This is a genomic window from Acidovorax sp. LjRoot66 (assembly GCF_964253305.1).
In the GTDB taxonomy this organism is placed as follows: domain Bacteria; phylum Pseudomonadota; class Gammaproteobacteria; order Burkholderiales; family Burkholderiaceae_C; genus Acidovorax.
Window position 1 is genome coordinate 4,710,634 of record NZ_CAXUQU020000001.1, and the last position, 13,656, is coordinate 4,724,289.

The following is a 13,656-nucleotide window of genomic DNA, read 5'->3' on the forward strand; positions in this document are numbered from 1 at the left end:
CTCCCCACAGCCAGATCCCGACCGGCTGCCTACAGTCGTGACACCAACCGGGGACCTTCACCATGACCAACGCTTCCACCACCGCCACCTGCTCCCAGTGCACACAACGCGATGTGTGCTTTCCCGTGGACCTGGAGCCATCGCAACGGGTGCGTCTGGACCAGTTGTCGATTCGGCGCATCCGGATCAAGCGGGGCGAGCACCTGTTTCGCGACGGCGATGCATTCAAGGCGCTCTTTACCGTGCGCAGCGGCTTTTTCAAGACAGGCCTGGCCACCGAGACGGGGCACGAGCAGGTGACCGGATTCCAGATGGCCGGCGAAATGCTCGGCCTGGACGGAATCGTCACGGAGCGCCACATGGGCAGCGCGGTGGCCCTCGAGGATTCGGAGGTATGCGCCATTCCCTACACCCGGCTGGCCGAGCTTTCGCGTGAATTGCCCGCCATGCAGCAGCACCTGCACAAGGCGATGAGCCGGGAGATCGTTCGCGAGCACCAGATGATGCTGCTGCTGGGCAGCATGCGGGCGCAGGAGCGGCTCGCGACATTCCTGCTGAACCTGGTCAAGCGCCTTCATGCACGCGGGTTTTCGGAATCGGAGCTGGTGCTGCGCATGACGCGTGCAGAAATCGGCTCCTACCTCGGGATGAAGCTCGAAACCGTCAGCCGGCTGTTCTCCAGGCTGACCCAGGAAGGAATCCTGACGGTACACCAGCGGCACGTTTGCATCGCCGACGCAGGCAGGTTGCTGGGCAACGAGTCGCAAGCAGCCATTCACTAGCAGGGCTTGACCCCACTGCCACTCACCCATTCCTACGAAGGATTCCCCATGCAGATCAACCTTCCCGTCACCTACCGCGAGCACGACTATCCCGATACCGATTCACTGGTATCGATGACCGATCGGCAGGGGGTCATCACGCACTGCAACCACGCCTTCGTCGACGTGTCCGGCTATGCGTACGAAGAACTCATTGGCCAGCCGCACCACATGATCCGGCACCCCGACATGCCCGCGCAAGCCTTCAAGGACATGTGGCGGACCATAGGCGGTGGCGAGCCCTGGACCGGCCTGGTCATGAACCGCCGCAAAGACGGCGACCACTACTGGGTGGTGGCGAACGTCACGCCCATCATGGAAGGGGGCAAGCCCAGCGGCTACATGTCCGTTCGCACCAAGCCGACACGGGAGCAGATCGACGCAGCACAGTCGCTGTACCTGCGGCTGGCACAGCAGGAGAAGAACGGCAAGGAGGACTTTTATATTGCAGCCGGCCAGGTTCGCAGACGGGGTGTGCGAGGCCTGGCTGCCTCGGCGATCCAGTCATCGCTGACATCGCGCATGGGCTTCGCACTGGCACTGGTGGCCACCCTGTCTATGCTTCCCGACGCCATGGACTGGCAAGGCGCGTTGGCGACCATCGCGCGAACCGGCATCCTCGCTACCGGCCTGGGCATCGTATTTGCCTGGTTCACCTGGCGCCTGAATGCGGCGCTGCACGAAGCCTTGCGATTTGCGGGCGAACTGTCGGCGTGCAATCTGACGGGCGTCCCACGCCTTGACTTTCCCGAGCCCATGGGTGCCTTGATGCGCCGGCTCAACCAGGTCCAGATCAACCTTCGCGCGGTGGTCGGCGATGTTCGCAAGGAGATCACCGGATTCAACGCCTCCGCCAGGGAGATCGCGCAGGGCAGTTTCGACCTGGCGGGCCGCACCGAAACGCAGGCCGCCAGCCTGGAGGAAACCGCAGCAGCCATGGAGGAACTGGCAAGCACAGTGCGCCAGACCGCAGAAACAGCCTCGGTGATGGCGACACGCAGCGATGACAGCGGCCTCATTGCAGGCCGCGGAGAACAGGCGGTGCAGGATGCCCGTGTGGCGATGGACGCCATAGAGCAAACCTCCCGCAAGATCGGCAGCATCACGGCGGTCATCGAAGGCATCGCATTCCAGACCAACCTTCTCGCACTCAATGCAGCGGTGGAGGCCGCCCGCGCAGGGGAGAGCGGGCGGGGGTTTGCCGTGGTCGCCACGGAAGTGCGCGCTCTGGCCCAACGCAGCGCTGCAGCAGCCAAGGAAATTCAGCAACTGACCACAGAGGCCGCACAGCGCATCGCTGAAGGGTCTGAACGCATCCACGGCGCAGGCAAGACGCTGGTGGAGGTCACCACCTCCGTGAGCGAGGTGGGTGCCATGGTGAGACAGATCACCGGCGCCACCAGGGAGCAGTCACAGGGCATCTCCCAGGTCAACGAGGCGGTGCTGCAGCTCGACACCGTCACCCAGCAAAACGCGGCCCTGGTGGAAGAGTCGGCCGCATCAGCAGGCACCCTCAGCCAAAGCGCCGAGACAGTGCAGCGCGCCATCTCGGTGTTTCAGATCCACATCCATGGCAGTGCCAGTCGCCCTGGCCCACTTCAACAGAGGGCGCCAGCGCTGCAAAGAGCCACAGGGAGGGTGATGGCGCATGCAGGAAAAAAGCCCCAAGTGGCAAACAGAGGCCCAGGGGTGACCGCGTTGGGCCGCACCCTCCAACTGCCTTAGGGCTGGGCCGCTTTGAATTAAAAAAGCATAAAAGCAACACAATTGCCACATATGATTTAAATGATAGAATCACTCAAAGCAAAACACTGTCATCACCATCTGGATGGGCCTTTCGGCCCGTCGCCCTGATTGGAGTGCGTTCCAGGGCAGGCCGGCGTTGACTTAGTTCCAAACCATCAACACATCCCAAGCTGATCCCTTCATGAACTTCCAACACTCCAAAATATCCACCCGCCTCTCCCTCCTCCTTATAGCCCTGTGTGCTTTGATGGCTGTCATCGGCTCTGCAGGGCTGATGGGCATGCAACGTTCCAACGCAGGCCTGAACACCGTCTACCAGGACCGGGTGGTACCACTCAAGCAGATCAAGCTGGTATCCGACGCGTATGCGGTCAACATAGTTGATACGGCGCACAAGGTGCGCGACGGTGCGTTGACAGCCCAGCAAGGCCTGGACTCCATCAGCAAGGCCAAGAAGGAGATCGGCGACAACTGGAATGCTTACTTGGCCACCACTCTGGTGCCTGAAGAAACTCGCTTGGTGGAGCAGTTCAAAAAGCTGCTGCCCGCCGCCGACGGCTCCGTAAAAATCCTGGAGGGACACCTTCAGAAAGGCGACCTGGCCGCATTGACCCAATTTGCCGCCAAGGACATGTACCCTGCACTCGACCCCTTGCAGGACGTGCTGGGGGGCTTGGTGCAGGTGCAGCTGGATACTGCGCGCGCCGAATACGAACATGCGGTCGCGTCCTACCAGAACACGCAGCTCTTCGTCGCCTTGGCCATCGGCATGGGCCTTCTGTTTGCGTTGGGTTTCGGCTACCTGGTGGCCCGCAGCATCATCCGCCAGCTGGGCACGGAGCCTGGCACTGCTGCCCATCTGGCAACGAGCGTGGCGCAGGGCGACCTCACTGTGGCCATCACACTGAAGGATGGAGACACCACCAGCCTGATGGCACAACTCAAGCGCATGCAGGACAGCCTGGTGGCCATGGTTTCCTCGGTGCATCAGAGCTCCGAAAACGTCGCCAGCGCCTCGGAGCAGATTGCCCAGGGAAACACCGACCTGTCCTCGCGCACGGAAGAGCAGGCCAGCGCCCTGGAGGAAACCGCGGCCTCGATGGAACAGCTGAACTCTGCAGTGCGCCAGAACGCCGAAAGCGCCCGCAGGGCCAATGAACTCGCGTTGAGCGCTTCGACGGTAGCGCTGCAGGGCGGTGCCGTGGTGGCCGAAGTGGTGCACACCATGAAGAGTATCAACGAGAGTTCCGTGCAGATCGCGGACATCGTCGGCGTGATTGACTCCATTGCCTTCCAGACCAACATCCTGGCCTTGAACGCGGCCGTAGAGGCTGCCCGCGCAGGTGAACAGGGCCGAGGCTTTGCCGTCGTGGCCACCGAAGTGCGCAACCTTGCAGGCCGTGCCGCTTCGGCGGCCCGCGAAATCAAGGGCCTGATCGGTGCCAGCGTGGAACGCGTGGAAGCCGGCACCGCCCTGGTGGACCGTGCAGGCCAGACCATGGGCGAGGTGGTCAACTCCATCCGGCGCGTCACCGACATCATGGGCGAAATCAGCGCCGCCAGCGGCGAGCAGAGCATGGGGGTGGACCAGATCAACGAGGCGGTGACGCAGATGGACCAGACCACCCAGCAAAACGCCGCCCTGGTCGAAGAGATGGCTGCTGCTGCATCCAGCCTGAGCCACCAGGCGCACGGACTTGTGGAAACCGTTGCCCAGTTCAAGTTGCCCAATGTCCGCGCATTGCCTCTGGCCAATGGCGTGCCTCGCCTGTCCCTCATTGGCCATACGCGAGCTTCTGGCGCTGCTTGAACCCGGCCGCACTGAAAGCAACAGCCCAAGCCTGCCCGGCCTGAAGCCACTTCAGGCCCTTGGCATACAGCGCCGCAAACCCTTCATCTGGGGAAGGCGAGCTTGTGCAACAAAAATGAATCCACAATTCCGAGAACTATTCATACAACCATGGCTGTCGACTTGCGCCCCACAGTGGACCTGCGGACGCCCGCGCAGGGCCGTTTCAACCGCTGGCTCAAGATTGGCGTGGTGGCGCTATCGGCGCTGATCAGCACCCTGGCCGTCGTGTCACTGAAGTCCAGCCACGATGCCTTCGAGCAAAAGGCGCAGGTCGCAGCGGAAAACCTTGCGGCGACCCTGCAGCAAACCATCGACACCGAAGTTCTGAAGGTCGACACGGCGCTGCAGAGCGTCATCGTTCAGGTTCGCCCCACCCTCTCAGGCACCGGCCTCGCGGAGCGCTCTTTCGCCGAGTCCGTGTTGGCTGGTCAGGAGGCCCTCACCCCGGATCTGCAGGGGCTTCGAATCACCGACGCGGATGGCATCGTTCGCGTTGGCACCGCGGTGGCGGCAGACGAGCACCTCGACCTGAGCGACCGGGAGTTTTTCCGCCTGGCGCGGGATGCGAAAGACGGTGGCCTGGTGATCTCCGGCCCCGTGCTCACGCGCACAGACAAGCGCTGGGTCATGGTCCTGGCCCGCCGTCTTGCCTCGTCTGAAGGGGCATTTTCCGGGGTCGTTTATGCCCATATGCCCATTGACCACTTCCAGCGAATCCTCGCTTCGGTCGACGTGGGACCGATGGGTGCCGTCACACTGCGAACCCATTCGATGCAGCTGGTGGGCAGGCATGTGCCCAGCCAAACGGCAAGCCTCCCGGTCGGGACCACCAATGTCTCGGAGGTACTGATTCAGGCGATGCAAAGGGATCCCCGGCGTGGATCCTTCGTCGCCACAACAGCCCTGGACGGGATCGAAAGAATCACCGCCTATCGGCAGGTGGGCAATCGCCCCCTGCTCGTCCTCGTCGGCTTCGACCGAGCGACCTATTTCGGGCTATGGCGCCAACAGGCCCTGCTGGTCGGCGGCCTGACGGCTGTGGTGCTGATCGTTCTGCTCGGGGCTTCGACGCTGGTGCTGCGGGCCTGGCAACTGGAGGGCGTGCAACGCAGCGCACTGCTGCGCGAAGGGCGCCGCAACCATGGTCTTTTGCTCACAGCCAGCGATGGCCTGCACGTGCTGACGCGCGACGGCATGGTCGTTGAATTGAGCGATCTCTTTGCGTCCATGCTGGGTTACGAACGCAACGCACTGATTGGCAGGCATGTCTCCACCTGGGACGCCAGCATTGACCAGGGGGTCATCAACCAATGGCTCCAATCCTTTCAACTGGGCGAACGCCGCAAGTTCGCCACCCGGCACAGGCGCTCCGACGGAAGCCTGATCGACGTGGAAATCCACAGCGCGGGGGTTCGTATCGAAGACCAGGAACTGGTCTTCTGCTCAGCCCGGGACATCACGGCCCGCAAGCAAATGGAGCGCCAACTCGCGGCCTCGGCACAGGAAATCCACGACCTTTATGACAACGCACCCTGTGGATACCACTCGCTCGACGCGAATGGAATCTTTGTGCATATCAATGCCACCCAGCTGTCCTGGCTGGGCTACACGCGCAGCGAAGTCGTTGGGAAAAAGCATGCCTTCGAATTCCTGACCGAGCAGGGCCGGGCCACGTTCGAGCGGAATTTTCCACAGATCAAGGCCAATGGCCGCCTGGATGGCGTGGAAATCGATCTTGTCTGCCGCGACGGAAGCCGGCGCCGCGTGAGCATCAACTCCAGCGCCGTGCTCGACGCGAAGGGAAATTTCCTGCGAAGCCGCACAGCGGTTTTTGACATGACCGAGCTGCACCGCACCAAAGAGCAACTGAGCAAGCTCTCTCGCGAACAGGAAGCGATGCTCGACAACGACATGATCGGCATCGCAAGAATCAGAGACCGCGAAATCGTCTGGAAGAACCCTGCGATGGACCGGATCTTCGGATACGCGCCTGGCGAAATGATCGGCCTGCCAACCCGTCGGCTGCATGTGGATGAAGAGACGTTTGCCTCTGAAGGTGCCGCAGCCTACCCCCTGCTTCTGCAGGGAGGCCACTATCGCCGGCAACTCGAAATGAGCCGGCGCGATGGCCAGCGTATCTGGATCGACTCCAACGGTGTGATCATTTCGGGCGACACAGGCGAGTCACTCTGGATGTTCACCGACATCACGCCCATCAAACAGGCGCAGGCGCATGTCGAGCACATCGCATTCCATGACGGACTGACCGGTCTTCCGAACAGGCTCCTCCTCGCGGATCGCTTGCAGCAAGGCATGGCGCACGCGGCAAGAAATAACCGCCTGCTGGCTGCTTGCTATCTGGACCTGGATGGATTCAAGAAAGTCAATGATGAGCTCGGCCACGCGGCGGGGGATCTGCTGCTGCAGGAGATCGCCCGGCGGCTGCAGGCCAGCATACGCGCCAACGACACGGTGAGCCGGCTGGGCGGCGACGAATTCGTCCTGCTCATGACAGAACTCGAGAGCCGCAGCGAATGCCTGGCTGCGCTGGCCAGGATCCAGGCGGAGGTGGGCAAAAGTGTCCAGCTTCGCGATGGGCAGGAAGCCCTTGTATCTGCCAGCATGGGAGTCGCCTTCTATCCAGGCAACGGCAGTGATCCAGACACCTTGCTGCGCAATGCCGACGCCGCGATGTACAAGGCCAAGAGGGCAGGACGAAACCAGTTCCAGCTATACGACTGAACCGGAAGCGGGCGACGCCCACGGCCCGCATGACAGAGTGGGCGAGCGTGCCTTCGTCGGCTGCTTGCGGCGGCGTACCTCAGGCTTCTGCCCGCCGCGCGATCTTTCCGGCCATAGGAGCCTGTCGGACTTGGAAATCGTCGGCTGCAAATCGGCCACAGCGGTCCATTTTTCACCGTCTTTTTGCCCCATAGCCTGGCTATGGGGCTGCAAATGCGGCAAAAACTGTCCTCGCTGAGGCCGATTTTCGCTTTCGACGCTCCAAGTCCGACAGACTCCTAGTGAAACCGGTGGTGGTCCAGCCGCCAGCGCCCCAGCACCCGGTAGGGGCCGCCCGAGCCCAGCCGGTTGTAGAGCAGCTGAAACTCGCGCACCGTCCAGCACAGCGGCTCCACGGGGTGCTCTGCCACGTCGCGGGGGCTGTAGTACAAGGTCATGTGGGGGGTGATGACCGGCGCGGCACGCACGGGGTGCGGGCCCGGCCAGGACGCTTGCAGCGCGTCGTGCAATGCCTGGTACAGCGCCAGAAAACCGGCCACCCCTTCGCCATCGCCGCACAGCACCTGCGGGCGATTGCCCCGGCGCCGGTGAAAGCTCAGGAAGCGGTCGAGCCGGATGTTGAAGGCCGGCATGTCCACCCCGCTTGCTGCGCGCGCCGCCCACAGGGCCATGGCTTCGGAAAACTCGGCATGCCAATGCAGCGAGACCAGGGTCAGGTGCAGTCGCTCGGTGCGCACCTCGCTGCCGGCCAGTTGGTGGCGTGCGATCAGGTCGCGGCGCAGGCGGTCTGCACACCACGCGGCCGCAGGCTCGGCCAGCACCGCAAAGAAGAGGTGGTGGGGCCGCGCGCGCTGCTCTGGCGCGGGCCTGGAGGGCGGCCGGGAGGGACGTGGCTCGGCGGGCTCCACCCCTGGCAAGGACAGCTGGTGTGGCATGGCGTGGCTCCATGGACTGGTCACCACACTAGCGCTCGCAGGCCCGAATGTCCAGTGCGGCGCAGGAACAGATGCCACCAGGCCATGGCTCTCAGTCCATGCCGGCCTTTCCGGGAGACCAGTAGGCCTTGCACACGATGCGCGAGCCCGGCACACCGCGCGTCTTGAGTGCCTGGCGGGCCTGCTGGATCGACTGCGCCCGGCCGGTGAGCACGAACAGCGTGCCGTCGCCGCTGCACTGCGACCAGAGTTCGCTGGCCGCCTGCATGCGCAGCGCCTCGTCGCTGCGCTCCACCAGCACTGCGCTCACCACGCCCAGCGCCTGCAACGCCAGTGCGGATTCAGCGCGGGACTCCACCTCGAACACGCAGCGGGGCCCCTCCCTGCCCGCCATGGCGGCCACCACCGCAGCGGCCAGGCCGAAGGACGTCTCATCGCCATGCAGCACCACAGGCCCCGTGAGATCGCCCAGCGCCAGCGAGCGGTGCGGCCCGAAGACCTGGCAGGCATCGCCCACCTGCACGCGGCGCAGCCAGTCGCTGCCGGGCCCGGCTCCATGCGCATAGCCGAGCAGGCGCGTATGCCCTCGCAACGCATCGAACACGATGGGGGTGAAGGTGCGTGCCGTGAACGGCCCGGCCACCTTGACCTGCAGCTTGTGCCCAGGCGCCCAGGCCGCGCCCTTTAGCGCCTCGCCCTCCAGGTCGATGAGTCGAAAGCGCTTCGACACCTGCTCGACCGCAGCCACCCGCGTGTTGCGCAGCAGCAGCCGGTCAAAGGTGCGCTCCAGCAGGCCCGGCCTGCGCTCTTCCTCAGTAAAGGGCATGCCGCACCTCGTGGTCGTAGTGCGCGTTGATCTGCTCCACCTGCTCGTCGCCGATCTGCTGGGTGGCACCACCCAGCCGCGTCAGCTCCGCCAGCATCTGCCCTACCGTGGGCACGCTGGCGCGGTCCACCTGCGACGCCGGGGCCCACAGCCTGGCGCGGTTCACCGCCTTGCCGCAGTGCATGAGCACTTCGGTGATGGCCACCACGGTGGCGGTCTTGGGCGTGCGCCCCTGTTCCGCCAGCTCGGCCAGCAGCTCGGGGGCGGTGGACACCCTGCCGTGGCCGTTGATGCGCAGGAACACCTCCAGCCCCGGAAAGATGAAGAGCATGCCCACGCGGTCATCGCGCTCCAGGTTGCGCAGGGACTCGATGCGGTTGTTGCCCGGCCAGTCGGCAAAGGCCACCGTGTGTGCGTCGAGCACATGCACGAAGCCCGCCGGACCGCCGCGCGGCGAGGCATCGAGCCCCTGGGCGCTGCCCGTGGCCAGGCAGAAGAAGGTCGCGGCCTTGAGGTAGCTTTCGTGCGAACCGATCAGGCGGTCAAGCACCGCTTTCTGGATCATCTCGGACGGCGGCGAATACAGCGCATCGAGATCGGGGGCATCCACCGCCACCTGCTCTGGCACAGGCGGCTCGACCAGGGCGCGCAACTGCGGGTCCCGGACCTCCAGCACGTCGAACAGCCCCAGCGCGCGCAGCGCCGGCGCCAATGCCTCGATGTCGTGCGCAGCGGCGGCGCGGGCCTCGGCGGATGCGCCGGGGTCTTGCAGCACCCGTGCATTGGCGAGGAAGGCCCCCACCGATCCCTTGCGGACGGTGACGCCGCCCACCTCCACTTCGTTGACATGGTCCGGAAGAACATCCTGTGCGCGCATGGCCTGACTCCTGTTGATGCGATGCAAACAAGAATAAGATGCATTTACCTGGCGGCTGTAGACTGCATGCGCCATTTGATTGCTCGATGCCGCCATTCACTCCGCCACCACCGTCCCCATGTCCGACCTGAAGCTCGACCTCGCCACCATCGACGCGCCCGACGGCCCGCTGGTCATCGCCCTCGCCGGCACGCAGGACGGCGAGCGCATGACCGAGCCGCACCAGCACGCGCGCGGCCAGCTCTTCGGCTCGCTGCGCGGGCTGATCTCGGTGAAGGTGCAGGATGCGGTATGGGTGGTGCCCGCCATCCATGCCGTGTGGCTGCCGCCGCACCACCTGCACGCGGCACAATCGCATGGCCCCTTCCATGGCTGGAGCGTGTATGTCGAGCCCGCCGCCTGCCAGGGCCTGCCCGCCAGGCCCTGCACGCTGCGCACCTCGGGCCTGCTGCGCGAGGCGGTGCTGCGCGCTGCCGAGTGGCCGCTGGGCCCGCTGGACGCGGGCCAGTCGCGCGTGGCCGGGGTGATACTGGACGAAATCCGCAGCCTGCCGGTCGAGCCCCTGGGCCTGCCCCTGCCCAAGGACGTGCGCCTGCAGCGCATTGCGCGTGCGCTCATCGCCGACCCGGCCGACGGGCGCGACCTGGAGGGCTGGGCCCGGTGGGCGGCCCTCAGTTCGCGCACGCTGAGCCGGCGCTTCGTGGAGGAAACGGGCTTCAACTTCACCGCCTGGCGGCAGCGCGCGCGCCTCATGCGCTCGCTGGAGATGCTGGCCGCCAACGTGCCGGTGAACAGCATCGCGCTGGACCTGGGCTACGCCACGGCCAGCGCCTTCATCACCTTGTTCAAGCGCACCTTCGGGGAGACCCCTGCGGCCTACCGGCAGCGGCTGTGAGGAGCTTCAGACCTGCACCGTGAGGTACACGCCCTCGCGCCCCACCACCGGGTCGCGCGTGGGCATGAAGATGGTGCAGTCGTCGCAGGGCGAGCGGATCTCCTTGTCGGCATCCACGGCGATCAGCTCGCCCTTGGCAAAGGTCTCGAAGCCGATGACCGGCCGCGTGAAGGTGAACTGCGGCGTCTGCACCAAGTGCACCTCCAGCAGCCGAAAGCGCCGCGCGGGCGCGCTGTCGGCGGGTGCAGGCAGGGCGTCGATGAGCCCGTGGTGCGCCAGAAAGCGCAGCGTGACGTCGGTGGCCAGGTCGGCAGATGACCGGGCGAAATGCTGCCCACACTCCACCACCACCGCGCCCCGGCTGTCGCTGGCCGGGTCGCCATGGCGGGCATAGGACATCACCCCCGTGCCTGGCGCCGCGCCCGGGGGCATCACCAGGTGCACCAGCGGGTTGCCCACGGCCAGGGTCAATGCAGCATTGCGCTCGAACTCCGGGTAGACCCAGAAGGGCTGCACCGGTGCGCGGGTGGAGTGGATGTCGAGAATACTGTCGGCCGCAGCCAGCACCGGGCGCAGCTCGCGCGCGCGGCGCAGCTCGGGGCTTTGCTCCGCACCGTCCAGCATCTCGGGCGACCAGATGCGGTTGAGGTTGTGCACCAGTTGGCGGTTCTCGTAAGGCCGGTCGATGTCGAAGGCCTCGTAGGCCTCGACGTTCGCAAAGCCCACCGTGAGCGTGCCGATCTTCGGGCGCACACCGGTGTCGAGCAGGTGCGTGGCCGCCACCATGCCGCAGATCTCGTTGCCGTGCGTAAGCGCATTGATCAGCACGTGCGGGCCGGGCCGGCCCGATTCGAAGCGGTGCACATAGGCGATGCCGGTGTTTCCCTGGCGGTAAGCCGACAGGTCGCGCGGCAGCACCTCCAGGGGCGAATTGTCGGGGGCGAAGGCGGCTTGCGTCGACATCGGCTTACTCACCCCGGATGCCCAGGCGCTTGACCAGGTCGCCATACACCGCCAGGCGCTCGCCCATCATCGCGGTGAACTGTGCGGACGACAGGGCCTCGGGCACCAGCGCGCCGCGCGACTGCAGCGCTTCGATCATCGCAGGCTGCTCGGCCACCGAGCGCACGGCCTTGTACAGCGCGGCCAGCACCTCGGGCGGCGTCTTGGCGGGCGCGGCCAGGCCGATCCACGAGGTGGCGTTGACCACGGGATAGTCCAACTCGGCAAACGTGGGCACATCGGGCAGCACCGACAGGCGCGTGGGCGCGGCCACGGCCAGCGCTCGCAACTTGCCGGCCTGGATCTGGGGCAGGAAGGGCGCGAGGTTGTCCAGCCCGAACTGCACCTCGTTGGCCATCAGCGCGGTGACCAGCGGGCCTCCGCCCCGGTAGGGCACGTGCACCGCGTCGAGCTGCGCGGCGTTCTTGAACAGCTCGGCATTGAGCTGTCCCATGCTGCCCGGCCCGGCGCTGCAGAAGTTGAGCTTGCCAGGGTTGGCCTTCACGTGCGCGATGAACTCCTTGAGGTTCTTCGCCGGCACGGCCGGGTTGACCACCAGCACGTTGGGCGTGCGCGCCAGCTGCGCGATGGAGGCAAAGTCCTTGATCGGGTCGTAGCCCACATTGGACTGCGTGAGCGGGTTGGCCAGGTGCGAGCTTTGCGAAGACACGACCAGCGTGTAGCCATCGGCCTTGGCGCGCGCCACCTGGGCGCTGGCGATGGAGCCGCCGGCACCGGCCCGGTTGTCGACCACCACCGAGGTGCCCAGTGCCTTGGCCAGCGGCTCGGCATAGAGCCGCGCGATCAGGTCCACCGAACCGCCTGCAGGGAACGGCACCACCAGCGTCACCGGGCGGGAGGGGAAGGCCTGCGCATGGGCCGCAAAAGGCAATGCAGCAGCGGCGGCAGCAAGGCCGGCACCCAGAAGCTCGCGGCGGCGCAGGGTGGAGGCAGGGGATGTGGAGTTCATGGGCTTCCTGGGGTGGTAGAGCAGTGGCATGGATAAATTTGAAGATATTCTTGCAGTTTGATTTCAATTTTGCAACAACACGCGCAAAATGGGCATTGCCAAGATCTGCGCACAATCGGATCGCCATGAACCTGAACCAACGCATCGCCAGCTACGGCAAGAAGCTCACCAAGAGCGAGCAGCGCCTGGTCGCCGAGCTGCAGGCCCAGCACCCGCAGGGGCTGCTCGAATCGGCCACCCAGCTCGCGCGCAAGGTGAACACCAGCGCCTCCACCGTGGTGCGCCTGCTCGTCAAGCTGGGCTACGAAAGCTATGCCCAGGCGCAGATGGAAGCCCGCTCGGAGGTGACAGCCCTGCTTGCCACACCCGGCACGCGGGCCAGCGCCGTGATCGGCGACGACATCTCCATCCGCTCGTGCCTGGACAACGTGCTGCTGCACGACCAGCACAACCTGGCCACCACCTTCGCCGCGCTGGACGTGGCCGCCTTCGAGGCCACGGTGCGCCTGCTCACCCAGCGCAAGGCGCGCGTGCACGTGCTGGGCCAGCGCCATGGCGCCCCCATTGCCAGCCACCTGGCCCTGCACCTGAACCTGTGCCTGCCCGACGTGCGGCTGATGGCCGCAACCACGCCCCTGTTCGTGGAGGACGAAATGCTCTGGATCGGCGAGCACGATGTGCTGCTGGCCCCCACCTTCCGCCGCCACTCACTGGCCATCACGCGCGCCGCAAAATACTTCAAGGAGCAAGGCGCCCAGGTGGTGGTGATGACCGACGCGCCCACCGCGCCGCCCGTGGCCTCGGCCCACCAGGTGCTGCTGGTGCGCACCTCCAGCGCATCGCCGTTCGACTCGTACACCGCCGCGCTGTCGGTCTCCAACGCACTCATCATGGCCGTGGCCCAGCGCCGCAAGAAGGAATTGGGCGCGGCACTGGAACGCGGCGAGGCACTGTGGGCCAAGCACTGGAAGGAAAACCCGGGCTGACGGC

Annotated in this window: 11 protein-coding genes; 6 read left to right on the forward strand and 5 right to left on the reverse strand. The window is 65.4% G+C overall.

Annotated features, from left to right (window positions below):
- Positions 1-62: 62 nt before the first annotated feature.
- From ACSQ3Y_RS22120 to ACSQ3Y_RS22135, 4 genes are all read left to right on the forward strand, one after another.
- Complete coding sequence (locus ACSQ3Y_RS22120) at positions 63-782, forward strand: helix-turn-helix domain-containing protein (RefSeq protein ID WP_057203683.1); 720 nt, start codon at positions 63-65, stop codon at positions 780-782.
- A gap of 48 nt (positions 783-830) precedes the next feature.
- Complete coding sequence (locus tag ACSQ3Y_RS22125; RefSeq protein WP_436178896.1) at positions 831-2,546, forward strand: methyl-accepting chemotaxis protein; 1,716 nt, start codon at positions 831-833, stop codon at positions 2,544-2,546.
- 202 nt (positions 2,547-2,748) lie between these two features.
- Entirely contained in the window at positions 2,749-4,377 is a 1,629-nt protein-coding gene (locus ACSQ3Y_RS22130; protein ID WP_436178897.1) for a methyl-accepting chemotaxis protein, read from the forward strand.
- A 150-nt stretch (positions 4,378-4,527) separates the two neighbouring features.
- Positions 4,528-7,161 carry a diguanylate cyclase domain-containing protein gene (locus ACSQ3Y_RS22135; protein WP_436178898.1) on the forward strand — a complete coding sequence of 878 codons (2,634 nt, stop codon included), beginning with the start codon at positions 4,528-4,530 and terminating at the stop codon, positions 7,159-7,161.
- A gap of 278 nt (positions 7,162-7,439) precedes the next feature.
- Here the strand turns inward: ACSQ3Y_RS22135 and ACSQ3Y_RS22140 are convergent, their stop codons facing one another.
- The 3 genes from ACSQ3Y_RS22140 to ACSQ3Y_RS22150 all read right to left on the reverse strand — a co-directional run bounded on the left by ACSQ3Y_RS22140 (position 7,440) and on the right by ACSQ3Y_RS22150 (position 9,565).
- Positions 7,440-8,096 (reverse strand): 2'-5' RNA ligase family protein, encoded by a 657-nt coding sequence (locus ACSQ3Y_RS22140; RefSeq protein WP_436178899.1) that lies wholly within the window; start codon positions 8,094-8,096, stop codon positions 7,440-7,442.
- Positions 8,097-8,187: 91 nt separating this feature from the next.
- Entirely contained in the window at positions 8,188-8,922 is a 735-nt protein-coding gene (locus ACSQ3Y_RS22145) for a siderophore-interacting protein (protein WP_436178900.1), read from the reverse strand.
- Positions 8,909-9,565, reverse strand: coding sequence for an MSMEG_1061 family FMN-dependent PPOX-type flavoprotein (locus ACSQ3Y_RS22150; protein ID WP_436180156.1), 657 nt, complete (start codon positions 9,563-9,565; stop codon positions 8,909-8,911). Before ACSQ3Y_RS22150 ends, ACSQ3Y_RS22145 begins: the two co-directional genes overlap by 14 nt.
- A 352-nt stretch (positions 9,566-9,917) precedes the next feature.
- On the opposite strand from ACSQ3Y_RS22150, the gene ACSQ3Y_RS22155 reads away from it, so the two are divergent.
- Positions 9,918-10,694, forward strand: coding sequence for an AraC family transcriptional regulator (locus tag ACSQ3Y_RS22155; protein ID WP_436178901.1), 777 nt, complete (start codon positions 9,918-9,920; stop codon positions 10,692-10,694).
- 6 nt (positions 10,695-10,700) lie between these two features.
- Here the strand turns inward: ACSQ3Y_RS22155 and ACSQ3Y_RS22160 are convergent, their stop codons facing one another.
- Together ACSQ3Y_RS22160 and ACSQ3Y_RS22165 are read right to left on the reverse strand one after the other, a co-directional pair.
- Positions 10,701-11,657, reverse strand: coding sequence for a succinylglutamate desuccinylase (locus tag ACSQ3Y_RS22160; protein ID WP_436178902.1), 957 nt, complete (start codon positions 11,655-11,657; stop codon positions 10,701-10,703).
- A gap of 4 nt (positions 11,658-11,661) precedes the next feature.
- On the reverse strand, positions 11,662-12,666 hold the full coding sequence (locus tag ACSQ3Y_RS22165) for a Bug family tripartite tricarboxylate transporter substrate binding protein (RefSeq protein WP_436178903.1): 1,005 nt from the start codon (positions 12,664-12,666) through the stop codon (positions 11,662-11,664).
- A gap of 125 nt (positions 12,667-12,791) precedes the next feature.
- Here ACSQ3Y_RS22165 and ACSQ3Y_RS22170 point away from each other — a divergent pair, with 125 nt between their 5' ends.
- Positions 12,792-13,652, forward strand: a complete 861-nt coding sequence (locus ACSQ3Y_RS22170) for a MurR/RpiR family transcriptional regulator (protein WP_436178904.1) — start codon at positions 12,792-12,794, stop codon at positions 13,650-13,652.
- Positions 13,653-13,656 lie beyond the last annotated feature (4 nt).